Here is a 20654-nt window from a genome sequence, read left to right on the forward strand (position 1 = left end):
GCTACACGGCACTTTTTGTGTCTGGTACGGTCACACTGCCGTACTCGACACTCAAAGGAGACGATGCTCGATGGCCACGTATAAGCAGCTCACTGCGCAACTCGACAAGCTTCATAAGGAAATGTCACTTGCCCGCGAAAAGGAAGTGGCGCAGGCCATAGCCGATATCAGGGAGAAGATTGCCGAATACGGCATCACCGCCGAGGAACTCGGCTTTTCGAGCAAACGTCCGGCGGCGCGCAAGCCGGCTCTTCCTCCGAAGTATCGCAACCCGAAGACCGGCGAGACGTGGAGCGGCCGCGGCCGGGCGCCCGGCTGGCTGGCGGGGAAGAATCGCGACCGGTTTCTGATTGAAGAGTAAGCGCCGGCGGACGCTTCGCGTCGGCCGGCGTTGCGTCCAGCGCGCGATGTGGCTCGCCGGGCGCCCACGCGGCTCATCCCGAATATCCTCACCTTTCCTTCTTAACGACGCCGCATCGGGCAGCCGATGGGGCGTTTTCTTTTGTGTCGCAAGTCCGTGACGACATGGAAGAGCGCCAGGTACGGGTCGGTTGCGGGCGATTACCGGTCTTTAACGCGCTTTTGCCCCGGACGACAGTTCGCCTTCCGATGTTTTATCGGCTTCCGAGGCCGGCTCATTGCGGCTCCTGAAAACCCTCACCTTCGCCTTTTCGCTTTGACAGCGTCCCATTCTTTGTCGAGACAACCATCTCAATTTTAAGAGTCGTCTTACGGACTCTTATCCGCAACATTTTTAAGATTCTATTCAACCTGATCACTGCTTCAGCGCTTCATCAAAGCCTCCGACAACGAGGCTGGAGCGATGGGCCAGTCAGGACTGGCGCACCACCATGCGACACGCATGCAGACCCGCCAATCTCAACCTGCTTCGTTCAATTTTTTGGAGTATCAAACATGAAACTGCGCTTTTCTACGCTCGTTTTGGTTGCTGGTGGCCTGGTCGGCATCGCGTCGCTCAACGCTCATGCCGCGGACGGCACGATCACCATTCAAGGCTCGGTGTCGGACACGACGTGTTCGATCAACGGAGCGACATCAGGCACGCCGGCCGATATTTCGGTGACGTTGCCGACGGTTCAGGCGGGCTCGCTCGCGTCGGCAGGCGCGGTCGCCGGCACGTCGAACGCGGGCGATATCCAGATGGTGCTGAGCGGTTGCTCGGGTGCGGCGACCAAGGCCACGGCCCGTTTCGAGAACGGCTCGACAGTCGATCAGTCGTCCGGTTATCTGAAGAACATGAGCGGGACGAACGCCGCCCAAAACGTCGAGGTGCGTTTGCTTAATGTGAACATGCAACCGATCAATATTTTGACCGGCCAGAACAACGATATCGACAGCAACGGCACGGCGATTACCGGTGGCTCGGCAGTGTTGAAGTACTTTGCACAGTATTACGCAACCGGTAAGGCGCAAGCGGGCAGCGTATCGACGTCGGTGCAATACACGATGCAATACCAGTAAGCCGTGCGTCATGGCGTTTGTAATCCTCTTTTGCTCTCTTCAGGAAACAGACATGAAGTCTCTTCTCTCCACGCTTGCGCTGGTTTCCGCTGGTCTGGTGGGCGTGGCGTCAATCAATGCGCATGCGGCCGACGGTACGCTTGACGTTCGCGGCGCCATCACGGATACGACGTGCTCGATCAACGGCGCCGAGACCGGCTCGCTGGCGAACATCAGCGCGAATCTGCCGGAGGTTCCGGCGGGCTCGCTGACAGTCGCCGGCGACGTGGCCGGCACATCGAACATGGGTGATATCCAGATGGTGTTGAGCGGCTGCTCGGGACTGGCAACCAAGGCGCTCGCCCGCTTTGAAAATGGCCCGACGGTCGATCAGTCGAATGGCTATCTGAAAAACGTGGTCCTCGGCGATGCTGCAAAGAACGTCGAAATCCGTTTGCTGAACGACCAGCTCCAACCGATCGATATTCGTGACGGCACCAATAACCAGATTGCCGAAAATGGCAAGCCGATCACCAGTGGCTCAGCTATCCTTAATTATTTCGCGCAATACATTGCGACAGGTAAGGCCGAAGCCGGTCCGGTGACAAGTTCTGTCGAATATACGATGCAATATCAGTAAGGGTCTTTAGAAGGCGTTTGCTAACACAAACGCCTTTTTTAAAAGACCAATTTCGAGATGGAAAACGGGTAAAGGTGGTTGCGATGAAGGTTCTGATTCGAATGGTGACGGCGGCAAGCCTCGCGTGTGCGCTCTTGGCGGGCAACGTGTACGCGAGCGTGACGATCGGCGGCACGCGTGTCATCTATCCGCTGGATCAGCGCGAAGTGACAGTCAAGCTGGAAAACGACAGCAAAAATCCTTCGCTCGTTCAGGTGTGGATGGACGACGGCAATGCGGATTCCAAACCGGGCGAAGCCAAAGTGCCGTTTGTGATCACCCCGCCGATTTTTCGAATGGATCCGCGCAAATCGCAAATGCTGCGTGTGATTTACAGCGGCGACGCCGCGATGCCGCAGGACCGCGAGTCGGTCTACTGGCTTAACGTTCTCGATATTCCGCCAAAAGCCGAGCAGAAGGCCGATACGAATTCGCTGCAGTTTGCGTTCCGCACGCGCATCAAGGTTTTCGTGCGGCCGGCGAAATTGCCCGGAAGTCCGGATGAGGCGCCGCGTCAACTGGATTGGAAACTTGTGCCGGCGCCGCAAGGAAAAGGGCAGGCGTTGTCCGTGTCGAATCCGACGCCGTATTACGTGTCGTTTAGTGAAATCGACGTCGTAAGTGGTTCGCAAACGTATAAGAATGAAACCGGCGGCATGGTGCCGCCGCGCGGCACCACGGTCATTCCGGTGCCGAAAATGGATTCGGTGTCCGGCTCGGCGACGGTTCGCTTTACGGCAATCAACGACTACGGTGGCGCCTTGACAGGCGACGCGCCGCTGCATCAGTAAGCTCGCTCCCCTTCACGGATGCGCAACGCGCGTTGTCCATCCCGTTCGTCTCTTCTGTCGGCTTCTTCAATTGCTTTATAGGCGTGCGCTGCAACCAAAACGCACGCTATCAGCACGTGTCTTAAAAGGCCATCTCATAAATCGGAATCGTCCTAGGTACTTCGCTATCTCGAAAAAATAACATCGGTTTGAGCTTTTCGAGATAGCAACCACCTGTTCGAAGTTCTCCGATTATGAAAACCTCCAGCCGTCAGCAGTCCCACGCAAACATCCATTTCAATTCCGTTGTATCCGGTTTGAAGCCGATCACGATGGTCGTGCTATCGGTCTTCGCGGTATTGGGCAGCGCACATGCGGCAACCGCGCCAATGTCCGAAGCAGCGAGCGCAAATGGCGGAGTCGCGTTCGATACGACTTTCCTGCGCACCGATCCGCAGCAAACCGTCGATGTCGCGCGCTTCGCAAAAGGCAATCTGGTTTCGCCGGGTGTCTACTCGGTCGACATCCTGGTGAACGACACGCGCGTTGCGCACGACGACGTGCGTTTCATTGCGGCCGGCAACGGCGAAAGCGCGCGTCCCTGTTTCAGCCGCAAGGCGCTGCAGGGGTTCGGCGTCGACTTTGCGAAGGCTGCAGCCGATACCGGTGCGAAGCACGACGTTGATGCAGCGCCGGCGGCCAATGCGGACGAGTGCGTCGATCTGGGAGCCATGGTGCCGGGCGCAACGGTTGAATTCGACTTTCAGGAGCAGAAGATTGTCGTGACCGTGCCGCAGAAATACATGCGCAATTCCGCGCGCGGCTATGTGCCGCCCGAAATGTGGGAGCAAGGCGTCAACGCGGGGTTCGTCAACTACAACGCGAACGCATACCGTACCGACGGCTCCGGCGTGCATTCGACGCAGGAGTATCTCGGCCTGAACGCCGGCCTGAACATCGGTGCGTGGCATTTTCGTCATCAATCGTCGGTGACCGCCGCGAGCGGCCAGCCGACGACGTTCGATAACGTGGCGACCTATGTGCAGCACGACGTCGCGAAGTTGCGCTCGCAAGTGACGCTCGGCGATGCATACACGACGGGCGACGTATTCGACAGCGTATCGTTTCGCGGCGCCCAGATCGCGACGGACGATCGCATGCTGCCTGAATCGCTGCGCGGCTATGCGCCCGTTGTGCGCGGCACCGCGGAAACGAATGCGCGCGTGACGGTGCGCCAGAATGGTCAGGTGATCTACGAAACGACGGTGTCGCCGGGCGCATTCGAAATCAACGATCTCTACGCGACCGGCTACGGCGGCAACCTGGACGTGACCGTGACCGAAGCGGATGGTCGCACGAAGAGCTTCACTGTGCCGTACGCATCGGTTGCACAATCGCTGCGTCCGGGCGTAACGCGCTTTGCAGTCACGGCCGGCCAGCTGCGCAACGATTCGTTGCAGACGAAACCAAACTTCGCGCAATTCACGATGCAGCGCGGTTTGACGAACATGCTGACCGTATACGGCGGCGCGATCGTATCGAACGGATATCTTGCGGCGAACGGCGGCGCAGCCTTCAATACGAAATACGGCGCGTTCTCCGCGGACGTGACCGCGTCGCAAACGCAAGTGCCTGGACAGAACGCGATGCATGGCACGAGTCTGAGAATCGGCTACAGCAAGGTTATCGATCCGACGGACACCAGCATTACGGTTGCCGCTTATCGTTATTCGACGGCGGGCTACATGAGCTTCTCGGACGCCGCGACGCTGCGTGACGCGGCGCTGCACGGCGGCGATCTGAACTCGGTGGATCGCGAGCGCGGCCGTGTGCAGGTGACGATCAACCAGAATCTGAAGGAGCACGGTAGCGTGTTCGTCACGGCATCGACTCAGCACTACTGGAACCGTAGCGGCAGCGATACGTTTTTCCAGGCCGGCTATACGAACAGCTACAAGTACGGCACGTACAGCATTACGGCCGGACGCACGCGCAACTCGGATGGATCGATGTCGAATGAAATCATGTTGAGCACGACGATTCCGCTTGGGCATGCACAACATTCGCCGCTGTTGACGACGAATCTGTCGAAGACCGGGGATGCGTCAAACCTGCAAGCGAACGTGAGCGGCACAGCGGGTGAGCACAACCAGTTCTCGTACAACGCGTATGGCACATATGGACAAAACGCGGGCGCGGGTAACGGCAACGCAGGCGTGAGCGGCGTGTATCGCGCGCCGTATGCGCAGGTGACGGCATCCGCGAGCGCCGGTGCGAACTCGGCGCAAATGTCGGCTGGCGTGAGCGGCTCGATCGTCGCGCATCCGGGCGGCGTGACGTTCTCGCAGACGGTCGGCGATACGTTCGGGATCGTCGAGGCGAAAGGAGCGGAAGGCGCCAGCGTGAGCAGCGCGCAGGGCGTGAAAGTGAACCACAACGGTTACGCGGTCGTGCCGTACCTGACGCCGTACGGAATGAATACCGTCGATATCGACACGAAGGGCACGTCGACCGACGTCGAATTCGAATCGACGTCCGGGCACGCGGTGCCGCGCGCCGGCTCGGTGGTGATGCTGAAGTACAAGACGGTGACGGGCCGCGCGGCGCTGATTCAGGCGCCGCGGCTGGGTGGCGACGCGCTGCCGTTTGGTGCGGAAGTGGTGGACCAGAACGGGCGGAATGTCGGTGTAGTCGCGCAGGATAGCCGGATTTTCGCGCGCGGCCTGGAGGATAACGGCTCGCTGGTGGTGAAGTGGGGTGATGGTGCGGCGGAGCAGTGCCGAGTGGATTATGTGCTGCCGAAATCGAGTGGGAAGGCGGACGCGGCTTATTTGTCGGTGCAGGGGCATTGTGTGGGCGCAGCGTCGACGCAGGCGAATGTTCACATGTCCGAGGCGAACTAGTCTTAAGCAGCGCGTCATCTCCTCATTTGATGGAACGGGATTGGTCGGAAATGCGGCGAAGTTTTTGCCCGATGGGAATAAAAATGAAAAATTTCTTCAGTTGTCTGTTTAAGGTATTTTTGATCGTCACATTGGCTGGCGGGCCGTGCGTGTGTGTCGCGAGATATAACAACTGTACGGCGCCACTGCCGCTCACAGTCAACATCCCGTCGGTCAGCATTCCGGCAAAGCTGGCGGTGGGTCAGGCGGTGCCTGGTGCGCGCGCGGTGTTTTCCATTCCCATAACATGTACGGAAAATCCAAACGGTGACTGGTTTGTCAGCGTAACCGCGTCGTCTTATACACTGGTGCCGGGATTTTCCGACGTATATACGACGGCTGGAATGGGGGGCGGCATTGGCTTCCGGCTACGCAATGCCGCTGGCACAGCGCTTACTGCTATCAGCAATACAAAGTCGAACGACACATTCGATTTTGGTCGCGGGCAAACGGGCACAAATATCCTCGCGGGTAGCTTCGAACTGGTTAAGACGGCTGAGGGCGCCTCGGGATCCTTCTCATTCTCTGCGTTAGTTCATGTACAGGACCAGCAATACGCAAACGGTTCGGACGCGCCTAGCAGATTGAATTTTGCTTACACGCTGACGCCGACAAAGGTGCCGAGTTGTTCGGTATCGAACACCAACGTCGATGTAACGTTGCCCGCAGTAACAGCGTCGGCATTCAAGGGTGTGGGTACGACGGCCGGTGCGACTTCTTTCAGTATCGGTCTGGAATGCGAAGACAATGCGAAACCGGCTATCACGCTAACGGATTCCAACATGCCGGCAAATCAAAGTACGGCGCTTACAACCGTGCCGACGTCCACGGCTAAAGGCGTCGGCGTGCAGATTTTGTACAATGCACAGCCGCTTCCGCTCGGTCCCGCCCCATACTCCTATACGGATAGCAACACGCCGGTCACAAACAGAATTTCGCTGGGTCCGCGATCGGGAACCACGGCCCTTGCACTTCAAGGGCGTTATGTGCAGACGGACGCGACCCTGGTTCCAGGCACCATACGAGCGGTGGCGACGTTCATTTTGAGCTACAACTGAGCGGCCTTCGCGCCAGATTCAGTCACTCAGCCACTTCATTCGCTGCGGGACAGGCGCGCGAGGCGTCCGACACGTGGGGGCGCAGCGTGTATTATTCCTGTCTGCGTTTTTTCCAGAGTCGACATCAGCCCGCCCGCGCCGGAGACGGCACCGGGTTGTTGGCGCTCAGATTGTATTTGTCATAATTGCATTCATGTCACTCTCCGAACTCCAACGCCGCCGCACGTTCGCGGTCATTTCCCACCCGGACGCGGGCAAAACCACGCTCACCGAAAAGCTGCTGCTATTCTCCGGCGCGATCCAGATCGCCGGCACGGTGAAAGGCCGCAAGAGCAATCGCTACGCGACCTCCGACTGGATGGAAATCGAAAAGCAGCGCGGCATTTCGGTCGCGAGCTCGGTAATGCAGTTCGAGTACGGCGACGCGGTGATCAACCTGCTCGACACGCCGGGCCACGAAGACTTCTCGGAAGACACCTACCGCGTACTGACCGCGGTCGATGCCGCAGTCATGGTGATCGACGGCGCCAACGGCGTCGAAGCGCAAACGCTGAAGCTGCTCGAGGTATGCCGCAGCCGCAAGACCCCAATCGTCACGTTCATCAACAAGCTCGACCGCGAAGTGCGCGAGCCGCTCGAACTGCTCGATGAAATCGAGCAGCATCTGGGCGTCGCCGCCGTGCCGTTCACATGGCCGATCGGCATGGGCAAGGACTTTCAGGGCGTGTACGACATCCAGCGCGACCAGGTCCGCGTATTCCGCGCCGGTCAGGACACGCTCGGCGGCGCCGTCGAAACGCTGCAGGCCATCAGCCACGAAGAGGGCGAAAGCCGCTTCGGCTACGCGTGGACGAAAGCCAAAGACGAAGTCGATCTGATCACCGGCGCGACACCGACGTTCGATCGCGACGAATTCCTCGCCGGCCAGCAATCGCCGGTGCTGTTCGGTTCGGCGATCAACAACTTCGGCGTCAAGGAGATTCTTGACGCGCTGGTCGATCTCGCACCGCCGCCGTCGATGCGCATGACCGTGCAGCGTCCGGTTGAACCGAACGAGCCGAAATTCACCGGCGTCGTGTTCAAGGTGCAAGCGAACATGGACCTTGCGCACCGCGACCGCGTCGCGTTTATCCGCGTCTGTTCCGGGCGTTTCGAACGCGGCATGGCGTTGAAGGTCACGCGGTCGAACAAGATGTTCCGCGCAAACAACGTCGTCACGTTCCTGTCGCAACGGCGCGAGACCGTGAGCGAAGCCTATGCGGGCGATATCATCGGTATTCCGAATCACGGCACGCTCAGCCTCGGCGATACGCTTACCGAAGGCGAAGACCTGCAGTTCGTCGGTCTGCCCTTCTTCGCGCCGGAAATCTTCCAGACGGTCGAGGTGGTCGACCCGATGCGTGCGAAGCAGCTCGGCGAGGCATTGAAGCAACTCGGCGAAGAAGGGGCGATCCAGGTGTTCAAGCCGGTGGTCGGCGGATTGATGGTGCTCGGCGCGGTGGGGCAACTCCAGTTCGAGGTTGTGTCGCATCGTTTGTCTACCGAATATAAGGTTGACGTCCGCATGATGTCCGCGCGCTACAAAATGTCGCGCTGGGTCACCTGCGACGATGCAGGCGAACTGCGCCGCTTTATGGATTCGTACTCCGCCCGTATCGCGTTCGATGCATCGAATGCGCCGACGTATCTCGCGTCGCATATCTCCGAGATCGAAGTCGCGCAGAAAGCGTGGCCGAAGATCGTGTTCAACGAATTGCGCGAACGTTCGGGCGCGCCGTTTACCAAGGCGATCTGATCGCCTGTCCGCAGGCCGCTGCGCGTACTTTCCCGTACGGCCGGCCCGCAAGAAATCGCGGTACGCGACGACTTCGCCTATCCTGTTGAAACACGTGCGGCGCGATGGTGATCTGCCGCACGTCTCTCAATCGAGGATTCGAGCATTCGAGGAGCGCCCGTGACCGTCCGCAATCTCGACGCACTGTTTCGTCCCAAGTCCGTTGCCGTGATCGGCGCGTCGCAGCGTCCGGGCAGTGTGGGCGCGATGGTCTGGAAGCGTCTGACGGAAGACGCTTTCACCGGCCCGATCTGGGCGGTCAACCCGAAATACGACACGCTCGATGGGCACAAAGCATTCGGCGACGTCGGCGATTTCCCCGAACCGCCCACTGTCGCAATCGTCTGCACGCGGCCCGCGACCTGGCCGTCGATCATCCATCGCCTCGGCGGCCATGGCACACGCGCCGCGATTATCGTCGGCGAAACCCGCGGCGACGAAGATCGCGTGCATCTGAAACACGCGCTGTCGGCCGCCCGCCCGCATCTGCTGCGCATCGTCGGACCGGCCAGCCTCGGCGTGATCACGCCCGCGTTGCACGCGCATCTCGGCGCACCCGCGTGCACCGTGAAACCAGGCGGCGTCGCATGGGTGTCGCAGTCGAACGCGCTGACCAATGCGGTGCTCGGCTGGGCCGCCGCGCGCGGACTGGGCTTTTCGCATGCGGTCGCGCTTGGCGATGAAGCCGACGTCGATGCCGGCGACGTGCTCGACTATCTCGCCAGCGACGCCGGCACGCGCGCAATCCTGCTCGAAGTCGACACCATCCACGCCGCGCGCAAGTTCATGTCGGCGGCGCGCGCCGCGGCGCGCAACAAGCCTGTGCTCGCGTTGCGTTCGGGGCGCGGCGATCCGGCCGACGGGTTGTACACGGCCGCGTTCCGCCGCGCCGGCATGGTGCGCGTCGATTCACTCGACGACCTGCTCGACGAAATCGAAACACTCGGTGTCGGCCGCGTCGCGACCAGCTCAGCGGCCACGCTCATTACCAGCGACCGCGGTGTCGCGGCGCTCGCATGCGACGCGTTTCACGCGGCCGGCGACACGCTCGCGCCGAGCTCGCAGCAGAACGCCAAAGCGATGAGCGATGCGTTGCCGCGCGTGACGCCAGGCAATCCGCTGCTGCTCGGTGGCGACGCATTGCCCGAACACTTCGGCGCCGCGCTCAAGGTGCTCGCCGATCAGCACGAAAGCGGCACCGCATTCGTTGTGCACGCATCGACTCACCGCGCGCCTGCGGAAGAGGTCGCGCGGGTTCTCATCGCGCATCAGCGCTACGCGTACCGCGGGTTGCTCGCATGTTTCTTCGGCGGTATTTCGCTTGCGACACGCGACGCGCTGCATCAGCAGGGCATCCCGGTGCACTCGACGCCCCAGCGTCTCGCCCGCGCATTCGCCCGTCTGGTCGACTACCGGCTTGGCCGCGAGTTGCTGATGCAGACGCCAGAGGGCTTGCCGGCGCGCGTGCCGCAAGCCATCGACGCCGCGCAGGCGCAAGCGTCGGCCGCGCTGAAGGCGGGCATCACGGAACTCGATGGCGACGCGGCCGCGCAGCTGCTCGCTCACTACGGTCTGGTCGCGTTGCCGGCGCAACGCGCGACCGAGCCTGCGATCGTCGAGGTCAAGATAGAACTGCGCGACGACGCGAACTTCGGGCCGGTGTTTCGCTTTATCGCGCCGTCCGAAGACGGCATCGCGCCGCCACTATGTGTGTACGGGCTGCCGCCGCTGAATCCGATTCTCGCGCGCGACATCGTGTCGAAGTCGGCTTACGCGCGGTATACGGACCCGGAGCCGGTGCTTGCCGCATTGACGTCGGTTTCGCAGGCGGTGTGCGACATTCGCGAGATCGTCGGCCTGTCGCTCGCGCTGCGTGTGATGAAAGATCGCGTGGCGGTCATCGAGCCGCACATCCGTTTGTCGTCGACACGCAGCCGCTTCGCGATCGTCCCGTATCCGCGCCGCTACGAGCAAACCTTCGACTGGCACGGCCAGCGCCTGACCGTGCGGCCGATTCGCCCCGAGGACGAAGACGCGCATCGCGAACTGATCGGCGCGATGACGCCCGACGATTTGCGCCTGCGATTCTTCGGCGCCGTACGCGGCTTCGACCATTCGCAACTGGCGCGGATGACGCAGATCGACTACGACCGCGAAATGGCGCTGATCGCCACGGTGCCGCACGACGACGGTTCGACGCACACGCTCGGTGTGGTGCGCGCCGTGTCCGACCCCGATAACGAAACAGCGGAATTCGCGACCGCGGTGCGATCGGACCAGAAGGGCCGCGGTCTCGGGCGCCTGTTGATGCAGAGAATCATCGCGTATGCGCGCGAGCGCGGCACGCACTGGCTGGTCGGCGAGGCGCTGCGCGAAAATGCCGCGATGATCGGGCTCGCGAAAGCGTGCGGATTCACGGTGACATCGACCGACGATCCTGGCGTCGTCGGCTTCAGACTGGCGCTCGATGAACCGGAACAATGACGCGACCAATCGCCTTTCAAATGGCTTCCGGTTGCGCCCGCATGATCTTAACGGCTACATTTTTTTGCGTCGCGCTGTAACCGGAACGCTCCGCCAGACGAACTAACAGAATAATCGCGCGCGCTCTCCAAAGGCCGCGCGTTGGCAAATGAAGCACGCAAAAGGAGCTGCGCGAGCAACCGTCGATGAGTCAATGCACCGAGGCATCCCACGCATACCCGGCGGAGGAACGGTTGCGAGCGCTGTTTGTCCGCTCGCTCGACGGCGACGCCGCGGCCTATCACGTGTTTTTGCAAGAGCTTGCGAGACATGTGCGTGCGTTGCTGCGCAAACGCCTGCCGAACCTGCGCGACGACGTGGAAGACCTCGTGCACGAAGTGCTGCTCGCGATCCACAAAGGGCGCCACACATACCGGCGCGACGAGCCTTTGACGGCGTGGGTACACGCGATCCTGCGCTACAAGGTGGCTGACTTTCTGCGTGCGCGTGCGCGGCGCGAAGCGCTGCACGATCCGCTCGATGATCTGCCGGAGCTGTTCGCCGAATCCGATATCGAGCCCGCGGAAGCGCGGCGCGATCTCGGCAAGTTGCTCGATCAACTGCCCGACCGGCAGAAGCTGCCGATTCTCCATATGAAGCTCGAAGGACGGTCGGTCGAGGAGACTGCTCGCGCGACCGGCCTGTCCGAACCTGCGGTGAAGGTCGGCGTGCATCGCGGGCTCAAGGCATTGGCGCTGAGAATACGTAGAGGGAAAACATGAATACCGACCGTCTGATCGCTGTTCTGGCTGCTGACGCTGCACCGGTCGGCCCGCATGTCGTCGAATGGCGTATCGCGTCCGCGCTGTCGATTGCGGCTTGCGGCGCGGTCGCGCTGCTGCTGCTCAGTTACGGCGTAAGAGCCGATCTCGCGGCACTCGTCGCGACGCCGATTTTCTGGGCCAAGCTGGCGTTCGCGCTGACAATGGCCGGCGCCGCGCTGGTGGCGACCGCGCGCCTGTCGCGGCCCGGCGTCGCTGTCGGGCGGGTGTGGGCGGCGCTCGTCGTGCCGGCCGCGATCGCGCTGCCGGTCGCGCTGGTCGTCTTGTGGCTCGCACCGCGCGATGCGCGCGCGGCACTGCTGCTTGGCAACACGTGGCGCACCTGCTCGCTGAATATCGCGTTGCTGTCGGTACCGGGCCTGATTGCGATACTGGCGGTCGTGCGCAGTCTCGCGCCGACACGTCTGCATCTGGCGGGCGCGATGGCCGGACTGTTCGCCGGTGCGATCGGCACCGCCGCCTATTGCCTGCGATGCCCGGAGACCAGCGTGCCGTTCTGGGCGACGTGGTATCTGCTTGGAATCGCGATCCCGACGCTGGTCGGCGCCCTGGTCGCTAAAAAGGCATTGCGCTGGTGAGTGTGAAGCGTGAAGCGTGAAGCGTGCGGTGGGCTGCCCGGTTGGCCGAGTCTGCTAGTCGCATCACAAAACGGGGTTGAACGCGCCCGCACAGATGCTGGAGCGCCGTTGCGGTGTCGTGTCGCAGCGAGCGCGACGCGTCAGGCGGACAGGACCGTGTCTCGCGCCAGCAATGCCCGCAGCTTGCGCCGCGCACGGGCAAGGCGTGACATCACCGTTCCGATCGGCATGTCCAGCGCCTGCGCCACCTGCGCATAGCTCATCTCTTCGAGGCCGACGAGCAGCACCACTTCGCGCTGGTCGGGCGGCAACTGCTGCAGCGCGCGGTCGAGATCGCGCATGTCGAGCGACGCCGCGTGATGGCCGTCGACCGAGAGTTCGTCGTCGACGATGCCCGCATCGTCCATCGCGATATGCGGTCGGGAATTCGACGCGCGGATGACATCGTTGACGAATACGTTGTGCATGATCGTCATCAGCCACGCCCGCAGGTCGGTATCCGCACGGAAGCGCGACGCGTAGCGCAACGCGCGTTCGAGCGTGTCCTGAACGAGGTCGTCTGCGCGTTCGCGGTTGCTGATCAGGCTGCGCGCATAGCGGCGCAGCCGCGGCACCTGATCCAGCAGGTCGTCGCCGAAGCTCATGCGTGTTTCGGGCGTAACCGGTTCCCGATGTAACCATCGACGGCGAACGGACCGGCCCCGCCGACAACAAGTGCCGCAAGGCAGGCCAGATACAGCAAATCGGTTTCATAGCCCGGCGGGCCGAATTGCGGCCCCGCGGCGGTGACGGCCATCAGCTTGATCGACGTGAAGCCGAATTGCAGATGCACGGTCAGCGTGGCGACGAGCAGCACGGCGGCCATCGGTATGCTGATCAACGGAACGAATGCGCCGAGCAGCATCGCGAGGCCGCCGAGCAGTTCGATCATGATGGTCGCCCATGCCATAAAGTGCGGCGCGGGCACGCCAAGCGCATGAAGAATGGTCGCGAAGGCCTCGGGGTGCTTGACGATCTTCGCGTACCCGTGCGCCATGAATCCGTACCCGACAATCAACCGCAAGGGCAGCGGAGCCCAATGCGCGCACTTCGTTCTGTCCGACAACCATGAGCCGACGAGCTCGGTCAAAGGGCGGCGGTTTTTCATTGCGCAATAACCTCTTCCGTGAAGGTGAATGAACTGAAGTCAGCGATGTGTTGAATGACACCGCGTACTCATTAGTTCGTTCGCGAAGCGGATCGGGTTACAGCGTTTCTAAAGATAGTCGTTGCAATGAAACATACATAACAAGCCGGGCCGCGCGCGTGCCGCTTGTGCGTTGGCGCGGAGCCGCCGGGCGCGTTCGCACCGTCGAGCGGGCGCTCAGGAGCCGAAGAAAATGTCGCAGTAGCTGACGGGCCCGACGCATGTATTCGCGCCGGTCGCGCTGCTGCCTGAAGGCGGCAGCGACGCGCACGCGGTGCATGCCAGCACGGCGAGCGACGCGAGCAACAGTCCTTTGGAGCGGTGTGCCGCATCGAGCATCGCGCGCGGTCCATGGCGCGCTGGCTCGTCGTGGACCCGCCGCTCGCCGATCGCGGAGTGATGGCCTCGCATGTCGGCGGCCTCAATGAGCAGCCGACGTGCTGGCATCAGCGCTTGGGTGCCCGTCCTGCTGCTCGCTCTTGGCGAGCGCCTTCTGCTTCAGATATGCGACTGTGTTCTGATAGAGCGGGCTCACGTCCGGATACGAAGCATCGGTCACGAAATCGAGGCCGTTCTGTTGGGCTTGCACGAGTTCCTGATAGACCTCTGCGCGCGTTTTGCCTTGCGCAAATACGTTGGCTGAACTCAATGCTGCAAGCGCCATAGCGAACATCGCGAACTTCTTCATTTCCGTCTCCTTGACGAATTGTGCGGTATGCAATCGGGTATACATGACCCGGCGCGAAGATATTCCGGACAACTCGAAAAAGGTGCGTGTTCAGACAGCAAATGACGCAGCGGAAAATATTTTAGTGGGGCAGCGTGCGAGCGATGGAATAAGTTCGATGCGCAGCCGGTTTACCACTGGCCGGGATCGAAGCGCACGGAGAGCGCCGGCAACGAACGTCGCCGGCACGCGCACGAGCAGGAAGGAACGCACAGGAAGTGACGAACAGAAACACGACAGCACGAACGTGCGAACGCACGGGTGAGTAAACGAACGAAGAGCGAACGAAGAGCGAACGAAGAGGTCGCGCGTTGTGCTGAACGTGCTGACCACTCAGGCTGTGAGCTTCGTCGCAGCCTCTTCGATTTGCGCGCGCGATACCGCAAGCTCTTCAAGCCACGCATCCGCATAGACCGAGCCGGTTTCGCGCTCGAGCCGCGCGATCGTCGTGGCGCAACGCGCGCTGTCCTTCGGCGTCGCGATAAATGCCTTTACCGATTGCCCGTTCTTGAACGCGTCGAACAGCGGCACGCGAATTTCATCGGGCAAATTGCGCGTCCATTGGTAGGGCTTACCGTTGAAGGTCAAGGTCGGCGGCAATGCGCGCTCTTTCTTCGCCGCGGGAATCAGGCCATACGAGCGTGCAGCCTCGCCGATCTGCTCGGGCGAGAAGAGTTCGTCCGGCGTGATTTCGAACTGGCGGATATACGTTTCGATTGCGTGCATCGCCGCCGCGCGGTCGTCGCGCTTTTGCTGCGCGCGCGCCACGATGTCGCGCAACTCGTCGGCTTCTTCAGCGGTGATCGTGAAGCCTGCCTGTTTCTGCTGAAGTTCGGTGAAGCGTTGGAATTCCTGGTCGGACAAGAGTTTGGCCATTGCGTGTCGAAGCGGGTGGAATGAGCGGATGGAAGAAAAGCGCGCACGCGTACCGACGCGTGCGGCGGGTTCGAAAAGGGCCGCCATTCTAACGCATGCGCGCGCGAATTCCAGTGCTAGCTGGCTGGATGCGCGGCAGGCTCGTCGTCGTGATTCGACTCGCGGAACATCGACAGCGCCTGCACCGTGTCGCGCAGCATCGCGGTGGTTTCCTCGAGCGTCGGCGCGACGTATTCATCGATGCGTTTCAGGAACGGACAGGTCAGCGCGGCGATCGCCTGGCCCGACGAGCCGAGCAGTGGAAAGGTCAGATCGGTGACGCCGAAAATCTGCTGGCTGTCTTTCTGCGAAAAACCCGCCGCGCGGATATGCGCGCATGCGGCTTCGAGCGCGTCGTGATCGATCGTCACTTCGCCTTTCACGGCGGTGTGCTCGGCCAGCATTTGCGCGCGCTGCTCCGGCGTCTGGAACGCGAGCATCGTGCGGCCCGAACCGGTATCGACCAAACCCACGCGCGAGCCGAGGCGCACCGCGATGCCCCATGTGCCCGGCCCGTCGACTTGCGCGATCAGCAACAGATTGCCGCGGTCGTACACCGCGAGGTGAATCGACTGCTCGGCCTGCGCGGCAAAGCGCTGCATCAGCGGCAGCGCTTCGGAAATCAGCCGCTCCATCGGCGGGTGCCGATGCGCGAGCGCGTACAGCTTGAGGCTCAGCGAATAACGGTCGCCACCCGCCGAGCGCACCACGTATTGCCGCGCGACGAGGCGTTCGAGCATCCGGTAGATCTCGCTCGCGTTGCGCCCGAGCAGTTTCGTGATTTCGGCGCGCGTGAGGCCGCCTTTCTGCTCCGCGAGCAATTCGAGGATGTCGAGCCCCTTGTCCAGCGCGGGCGCGCGGTAACGGTCGCCGTCGTCCCTGTCGTCTGCGTGCACGTCCATTGTGACCGTCTCGTGTCTGTTCGTTTTCATCCCATTATCCAAGGAATCCGCACGCGGCCCGCCGCCGCCAGGGAAAACACGGACGGTCGCAACACCACAGAGACCTTGACTAGAAAAAATTCGTATATGAATAATACGTTCATTGGTGAATAGTAGCTCAGCCAACGTAAAAACATAAATCGAAGGAGACAAACCATGAATGTCATCAGCAGGTCGCGCCCGGCGCGACGCTTTGGGGTCCGCTTAGTGGTCCGCTTTGGCGTCCGTTCGGCGCTGTCGGCGGGTATTGCCGCCGCGTGCGTCGCCGGGCTTGCCGCGAGCGGCGCCGCGCAGGCCGCCGATGCCGGCAAGGTAGGCCTCGGCCTGCCGCTGCTCACGTCGCCGTTCTGGCAGTCGTACAACAACTACCTGCCGAAGTACGCGAAGGAGATGGGCATCGACATCCTCGCGCCGGTCAACTCGAACAACGACCCCGCGCAGCAGATCACCGACATGAACAACATGGTGAATCTCGGTGCGAAGGGCATCGTGGTCGGGCCGATCGATTCGGCCGCGATCAGCCGCGCGTTGAATACGGCAGCGGAGAAGAACGTGCAGGTGGTCGCAGTCGACGTCGCGCCGACGCAGGGCAAGGTCGCGATGGTCGTGCGCGCCGACAATCACGCGTACGGCGCAAAGGCGTGCAAATACATCGGCGAACACGTGAAGTCGGGCAAGGTCGTGCAGATCGAAGGCGACCTCGCGTCGGTGAACGGCCGCGACCGTTCGGAAGCCTTCCGCGCATGCCTGAAGCAGTACCCGGGCCTGTCGCTGCTCGAGATTCCGGCAGGCTGGAAGGGCGACGTCGCCGCGAGCGCGCTCGATAGCCTGCTGACCGCGAATCCGGACGTGAAGGCGATCTACATGCAGGCGGGCGGCGTCTATCTCGCGCCGACGCTGCAAACGCTGCGCCGCAAGCAGATGCTGTTTCCGGCGGGCGACGCGAAGCATGTCGTGATCGTCAGCAACGACGGCATTCCGCAGGAGTTCGACGCGATCCGCAAGGGCGAGATCGATGCGACGATCTCGCAGCCGGCCGACCTGTACGCGAAGTACGGCCTTTACTACATGAAGGCCGCGCTCGCCGGGCAGACCTTCAAGCCGGGCCCGACCGATCACGACAGCACGATCGTGCAGCTGCAACCGGGCGTGCTTGAAGATCAACTGCCCGCGCCGCTCGTGACGAAGGCGAACGTCGACGACAAGAACCTGTGGGGCAATACACTGAAATGAGCGCTGAAACGAGCGCCGAAATGGGCGACGCGCCGCACGGTTCGATCCCGACCGCGGCGTCAGGCGTCGCGGCGGATGCGTCGGCGCGAGGCGCGCGGGCCGCGGCGCCCGTCGTCGAAGCGCTCGGCGTCGGCAAGCGCTTCGGTTCGACCTTCGCGCTGCGCGAGGTGACAATGCGCGTGATGCCCGGCGAATCGCACGCGCTCGTTGGGCGCAACGGGGCGGGCAAGTCGACGCTGGTGTCGATTCTCACCGGTCTGCGCAAGCCCGACACCGGCGAGGTTCGCTTCGCCGGCATGCCGGCGCCGCCGATTGCCGACCGAGATGCGTGGCGCGAGCGCGTTGCGTGCGTCTATCAGCATTCGACGATCATTCGCGACCTCACCGTCGCGGAAAATCTGTTTATCAACCGCCAACCCGAGCGGCGCGGCGTGATTGACTGGCGCGCGATGCGCCGCGACGCGCGCGCGTTGCTCGACCACTGGAAAATCGGCGTGCGCGAAGATGCGCGCGCCGGCGATCTGACGGTCGAAGCGCGGCAACTGGTCGAGATCGCGCGGGCGCTGTCGTACGGCGCGCGCTTCATCATCCTCGACGAACCGACCGCGCAACTCGACGGCGAGGAAATCAAACGGCTCTTTACGCGCATCACCGAGTTGCAGCGTGAAGGCGTGACCTTCCTGTTTATCTCGCACCATCTGCAGGAGGTGTACGAGATCTGCCAGGCGGTGACGGTGTTGCGCGATGCGCGGCATATCGTCAGCGCGCCGGTTGCGGCATTGCCGCGCGAGCGGCTGATCGAGGCGATGACCGGCGAGCGCGGCGGCCTCGCGGTGGCCGATGCCGCGGCGCGTGCGCCGCTGCCGGCGGGCACGCCGGTCGCGCTGGACGTGGTCGGCCTGACGGGCGCGGACTATACCGGCGTGTCGTTCCAGGTGAAGCGCGGCGAAGTGATCGGCCTGACCGGTGCGACCAGCAGCGGCCGCACGAGTGTCGCGGAAGCGATTGCCGGGCTGCGCAAGCCGCAGCGCGGCGAGATTCGCGTGGCGGGCGCACGGTTGCCGCCGGGCGACGTACCCGCGGCGCTCGCGCGCGGCATCGGCTGCGTGCCGAAGGATCGCCATCACGAAGGCCTTGTGCTCACGCAATCGATCGCGGAAAACGCGTCGATGACCATCGCGCGTACGCTCGGCCGTTTCGGCATCGCGCCGCCCGCGAAGAAAAACGCGTTCGGCCGCCGGATGATCGAAGCGCTCGGCATTGTCGCGCCCGGTCCCGATCATCCGGTCTCGGGTCTGTCGGGCGGCAACCAGCAGAAGGTGGTGATGGCGCGCGCGCTCGCGACCGACCCGCAGGTGCTGGTGCTGATCGATCCGACGGCCGGCGTCGACGTGAAATCGAAGGAAGCGCTGCTGTCGGTCGTCGACCGCGTGCGCGACGAAGGCAAAGCAGTGCTCGTGGTGTCCGGCGAGCTCGACGATCTGCGCACTTGCGACCGTGTGCTCGTGATGTTCCGCGGCCAGATTGCGGCCGAATTCGACGCAGGTTGGCAAGACCACGACCTGATTGCATCCGTAGAAGGAGTCAGTCTCCATGAAGAATAGTGTGCAGAGCCCGGCGTTCGCGTCCGCGCACGGCGGTGCGACGCACGCCGGCAAACCGCGCATCGCGTTCGCGCGGCTGCGCGATCTGGCGTTGCTGCCCGCGCTTGCGCTGCTGATCGTGATCGGCGCGTTCGTGAGCCCGAGCTTTCTGACGAAGGCGAATCTGATCAGCGTACTCGGCGCGTCGGCGGCGCTCGCGCTCGTCGTGCTCGCCGAATCGCTGATCGTGCTGACCGGCAAGTTCGACCTGTCGCTCGAATCGACGGTCGGCATCGCGCCCGCGTTCGGCGCGATGCTCGTCATGCCGGCGGCGTCCGCGGGTTTCGGCGTGCAATGGCCGGCGGCGCTCGGCCTGCTGGCGATCGTCGCGGTCGGTGCGCTGGTCGGCTATATCAACGGCTTTCTGGTGGTGCGGCTCAAGCTGAACGCGTTTATCGTCACGCTCGCGATGCTGATCGTGCTGCGCGGGATGCTCGTCGGCGCGACCAAGGGCGGCACGCTGTTCGATATGCCGCCTTCGTTCTTCGCCCTTGCGACCACCATCGTGCTCGGTCTGCCGCTGTCCGTGTGGCTCGCGGCCGCCGCCTTCGCGCTCGCCGCGTTCATGCTGCGCTATCACCGTCTCGGCCGCGCGCTGTACGCGATCGGCGGCAATCCGGAAGCGGCGCGCGCCGCCGGCATTCGTGTCGAGCGCGTCACGTGGGGTGTGTTCGTGCTCGGCAGCATGCTGGCGTCGATCGGCGGTCTGATCGTGACCGGCTACGTCGGTGCGATCAATGCGAACCAGGGCAACGGGATGATCTTCACGGTGTTCGCCGCGGCGGTGATCGGCGGCATTTCGCTCGACGGCGGCAAGGGCACCATGCTCGGCGCGCTCTCCGGCGTGCTGCTGCTCGGCGTCGTGCAGAACCTGCTGACGCTCGCGCAAGTCCCGTCGTTCTGGATTCAGGCGATCTACGGCGCGATCATTCTCGGCTCGCTGATGGTGGCGCGACTCGCGAGCGGCGAAGGACAGAACTGAAACAGACCAGAACGCCCATTCCCACAGAACCGCCTCCATGACAGACCCACGCCTGATTCTGCTGAGCCCCGACGACAACTGCCTGATTGCGGCAGCGCGGCTCGAAGCCGGCACGCAGCTCGACATCGAGGGCGAGACGATCACGCTTGCGAAGACGATCGATCTCGGCCACAAGGTCGCGCGCCGCGCGCTCGTCAAAGACGAAAAGGTGCTGCGCTACGGCGCGGTGATCGGCCACGTGACCGGCGCCGTTGCACGCGGCGAGCACCTGCACACGCACAACCTCGAAAGCGATTACCTGCCGACCTACACGCACGACGCAGGGCACGCATTCGTCAACCATTGAACCGGCGCGGCCGGGCGGCACACGACGCGACCCGCACGACAGTCGTACTACGAG

The 20654-nt window shown here is 62.7% G+C and carries 20 protein-coding genes; 14 read left to right on the forward strand and 6 right to left on the reverse strand.

Annotated elements, in window-relative coordinates:
• Positions 1–70: 70 nt before the first annotated feature.
• The 10 genes from HV675_RS17605 to HV675_RS17650 all read left to right on the forward strand — a co-directional run bounded on the left by HV675_RS17605 (position 71) and on the right by HV675_RS17650 (position 12627).
• Complete coding sequence (locus tag HV675_RS17605) at positions 71–361, forward strand: H-NS histone family protein (RefSeq protein WP_175112211.1); 291 nt, start codon at positions 71–73, stop codon at positions 359–361.
• A 554-nt stretch (positions 362–915) separates the two neighbouring features.
• Positions 916–1482 carry a fimbrial protein gene (locus tag HV675_RS17610; protein WP_175112212.1) on the forward strand — a complete coding sequence of 189 codons (567 nt, stop codon included), beginning with the start codon at positions 916–918 and terminating at the stop codon, positions 1480–1482.
• A gap of 52 nt (positions 1483–1534) precedes the next feature.
• Positions 1535–2101 (forward strand): fimbrial protein, encoded by a 567-nt coding sequence (locus HV675_RS17615; protein ID WP_175112213.1) that lies wholly within the window; start codon positions 1535–1537, stop codon positions 2099–2101.
• Positions 2102–2184: 83 nt separating this feature from the next.
• Positions 2185–2931: a fimbria/pilus periplasmic chaperone gene (locus HV675_RS17620; protein WP_175112214.1), complete on the forward strand. Its 747-nt coding sequence runs from the start codon at positions 2185–2187 to the stop codon at positions 2929–2931.
• 233 nt (positions 2932–3164) lie between these two features.
• On the forward strand, positions 3165–5813 hold the full coding sequence (locus tag HV675_RS17625) for a fimbria/pilus outer membrane usher protein (protein ID WP_175112215.1): 2649 nt from the start codon (positions 3165–3167) through the stop codon (positions 5811–5813).
• Positions 5814–5896: 83 nt separating this feature from the next.
• Positions 5897–6910 carry a fimbrial protein gene (locus HV675_RS17630; protein ID WP_175112216.1) on the forward strand — a complete coding sequence of 338 codons (1014 nt, stop codon included), beginning with the start codon at positions 5897–5899 and terminating at the stop codon, positions 6908–6910.
• 193 nt (positions 6911–7103) lie between these two features.
• Positions 7104–8705 (forward strand): peptide chain release factor 3, encoded by a 1602-nt coding sequence (locus HV675_RS17635; protein WP_175112217.1) that lies wholly within the window; start codon positions 7104–7106, stop codon positions 8703–8705.
• A 159-nt stretch (positions 8706–8864) separates the two neighbouring features.
• The gene (locus HV675_RS17640; RefSeq protein ID WP_175112218.1) at positions 8865–11228 is read left to right on the forward strand and encodes a GNAT family N-acetyltransferase; all 2364 of its coding nucleotides are present in this window, start codon (positions 8865–8867) and stop codon (positions 11226–11228) included.
• A gap of 185 nt (positions 11229–11413) precedes the next feature.
• Positions 11414–11989, forward strand: coding sequence for a sigma-70 family RNA polymerase sigma factor (locus HV675_RS17645; protein ID WP_175112219.1), 576 nt, complete (start codon positions 11414–11416; stop codon positions 11987–11989).
• A complete protein-coding gene (locus tag HV675_RS17650; RefSeq protein WP_175112220.1) occupies positions 11986–12627 on the forward strand; it encodes a DUF1109 domain-containing protein in 642 nt (213 codons plus the stop codon). The genes HV675_RS17645 and HV675_RS17650 overlap by 4 nt, the downstream gene beginning before the upstream one ends.
• Before the next feature lie 140 nt (positions 12628–12767).
• Here HV675_RS17650 and HV675_RS17655 read toward each other — a convergent pair whose 3' ends face one another.
• The 6 genes from HV675_RS17655 to HV675_RS17680 all read right to left on the reverse strand — a co-directional run bounded on the left by HV675_RS17655 (position 12768) and on the right by HV675_RS17680 (position 16387).
• Positions 12768–13271, reverse strand: coding sequence for an RNA polymerase sigma factor (locus HV675_RS17655; RefSeq protein WP_175112221.1), 504 nt, complete (start codon positions 13269–13271; stop codon positions 12768–12770).
• The gene (locus tag HV675_RS17660; protein ID WP_175112222.1) at positions 13268–13774 is read right to left on the reverse strand and encodes a DoxX family protein; all 507 of its coding nucleotides are present in this window, start codon (positions 13772–13774) and stop codon (positions 13268–13270) included. Before HV675_RS17660 ends, HV675_RS17655 begins: the two co-directional genes overlap by 4 nt.
• A gap of 216 nt (positions 13775–13990) precedes the next feature.
• Positions 13991–14224 (reverse strand): hypothetical protein, encoded by a 234-nt coding sequence (locus tag HV675_RS17665; protein ID WP_175112223.1) that lies wholly within the window; start codon positions 14222–14224, stop codon positions 13991–13993.
• Positions 14225–14234: 10 nt separating this feature from the next.
• Entirely contained in the window at positions 14235–14501 is a 267-nt protein-coding gene (locus HV675_RS17670; RefSeq protein ID WP_175112224.1) for a DUF4148 domain-containing protein, read from the reverse strand.
• Positions 14502–14873: 372 nt separating this feature from the next.
• The gene (locus tag HV675_RS17675) at positions 14874–15416 is read right to left on the reverse strand and encodes a hypothetical protein (protein WP_175112225.1); all 543 of its coding nucleotides are present in this window, start codon (positions 15414–15416) and stop codon (positions 14874–14876) included.
• A gap of 116 nt (positions 15417–15532) precedes the next feature.
• Positions 15533–16387: an IclR family transcriptional regulator gene (locus tag HV675_RS17680; RefSeq protein WP_175112226.1), complete on the reverse strand. Its 855-nt coding sequence runs from the start codon at positions 16385–16387 to the stop codon at positions 15533–15535.
• Between the two features lie 165 nt (positions 16388–16552).
• Between HV675_RS17680 and HV675_RS17685 the strand changes: the two genes are divergently transcribed.
• Genes HV675_RS17685 through HV675_RS17700 form a run of 4 tightly spaced genes read left to right on the forward strand, consistent with a single transcriptional unit; the run spans position 16553 to position 20600 of the window.
• A complete protein-coding gene (locus HV675_RS17685) occupies positions 16553–17629 on the forward strand; it encodes a sugar ABC transporter substrate-binding protein (RefSeq protein ID WP_246270353.1) in 1077 nt (358 codons plus the stop codon).
• 20 nt (positions 17630–17649) lie between these two features.
• The gene (locus HV675_RS17690; RefSeq protein WP_175112227.1) at positions 17650–19233 is read left to right on the forward strand and encodes a sugar ABC transporter ATP-binding protein; all 1584 of its coding nucleotides are present in this window, start codon (positions 17650–17652) and stop codon (positions 19231–19233) included.
• Positions 19223–20254, forward strand: coding sequence for an ABC transporter permease (locus HV675_RS17695; RefSeq protein ID WP_175112228.1), 1032 nt, complete (start codon positions 19223–19225; stop codon positions 20252–20254). Before HV675_RS17690 ends, HV675_RS17695 begins: the two co-directional genes overlap by 11 nt.
• Positions 20255–20291: 37 nt before the next feature.
• A complete protein-coding gene (locus HV675_RS17700) occupies positions 20292–20600 on the forward strand; it encodes a UxaA family hydrolase (protein WP_175112229.1) in 309 nt (102 codons plus the stop codon).
• Positions 20601–20654: the final 54 nt, after the last annotated feature.

Source organism: Paraburkholderia solisilvae, from assembly GCF_902859875.1.
GTDB classification, from domain to species: Bacteria; Pseudomonadota; Gammaproteobacteria; order Burkholderiales; family Burkholderiaceae; genus Paraburkholderia; species Paraburkholderia solisilvae.

What these genes read in the sequence shown, in the direction of transcription:
- HV675_RS17700 (WP_175112229.1), top strand. Translation starts at nt 20,292, where the DNA reads ATGACAGACCCACGCCTGATTCTGCTGAGCCCCGACGACAACTGCCTG.
- HV675_RS17635 (WP_175112217.1), top strand. Translation starts at nt 7,104, where the DNA reads ATGTCACTCTCCGAACTCCAACGCCGCCGCACGTTCGCGGTCATTTCC.
- HV675_RS17680 (WP_175112226.1), bottom strand. Translation starts at nt 16,387, where the DNA reads ATGAAAACGAACAGACACGAGACGGTCACAATGGACGTGCACGCAGAC.
- HV675_RS17655 (WP_175112221.1), bottom strand. Translation starts at nt 13,271, where the DNA reads ATGAGCTTCGGCGACGACCTGCTGGATCAGGTGCCGCGGCTGCGCCGC.
- HV675_RS17615 (WP_175112213.1), top strand. Translation starts at nt 1,535, where the DNA reads ATGAAGTCTCTTCTCTCCACGCTTGCGCTGGTTTCCGCTGGTCTGGTG.
- HV675_RS17630 (WP_175112216.1), top strand. Translation starts at nt 5,897, where the DNA reads ATGAAAAATTTCTTCAGTTGTCTGTTTAAGGTATTTTTGATCGTCACA.
- HV675_RS17675 (WP_175112225.1), bottom strand. Translation starts at nt 15,416, where the DNA reads ATGGCCAAACTCTTGTCCGACCAGGAATTCCAACGCTTCACCGAACTT.
- HV675_RS17605 (WP_175112211.1), top strand. Translation starts at nt 71, where the DNA reads ATGGCCACGTATAAGCAGCTCACTGCGCAACTCGACAAGCTTCATAAG.
- HV675_RS17660 (WP_175112222.1), bottom strand. Translation starts at nt 13,774, where the DNA reads ATGAAAAACCGCCGCCCTTTGACCGAGCTCGTCGGCTCATGGTTGTCG.
- HV675_RS17695 (WP_175112228.1), top strand. Translation starts at nt 19,223, where the DNA reads ATGAAGAATAGTGTGCAGAGCCCGGCGTTCGCGTCCGCGCACGGCGGT.
- HV675_RS17690 (WP_175112227.1), top strand. Translation starts at nt 17,650, where the DNA reads ATGGGCGACGCGCCGCACGGTTCGATCCCGACCGCGGCGTCAGGCGTC.
- HV675_RS17665 (WP_175112223.1), bottom strand. Translation starts at nt 14,224, where the DNA reads ATGCGAGGCCATCACTCCGCGATCGGCGAGCGGCGGGTCCACGACGAG.
- HV675_RS17645 (WP_175112219.1), top strand. Translation starts at nt 11,414, where the DNA reads ATGAGTCAATGCACCGAGGCATCCCACGCATACCCGGCGGAGGAACGG.
- HV675_RS17610 (WP_175112212.1), top strand. Translation starts at nt 916, where the DNA reads ATGAAACTGCGCTTTTCTACGCTCGTTTTGGTTGCTGGTGGCCTGGTC.
- HV675_RS17685 (WP_246270353.1), top strand. Translation starts at nt 16,553, where the DNA reads ATGAATGTCATCAGCAGGTCGCGCCCGGCGCGACGCTTTGGGGTCCGC.
- HV675_RS17650 (WP_175112220.1), top strand. Translation starts at nt 11,986, where the DNA reads ATGAATACCGACCGTCTGATCGCTGTTCTGGCTGCTGACGCTGCACCG.
- HV675_RS17620 (WP_175112214.1), top strand. Translation starts at nt 2,185, where the DNA reads ATGAAGGTTCTGATTCGAATGGTGACGGCGGCAAGCCTCGCGTGTGCG.
- HV675_RS17625 (WP_175112215.1), top strand. Translation starts at nt 3,165, where the DNA reads ATGAAAACCTCCAGCCGTCAGCAGTCCCACGCAAACATCCATTTCAAT.
- HV675_RS17670 (WP_175112224.1), bottom strand. Translation starts at nt 14,501, where the DNA reads ATGAAGAAGTTCGCGATGTTCGCTATGGCGCTTGCAGCATTGAGTTCA.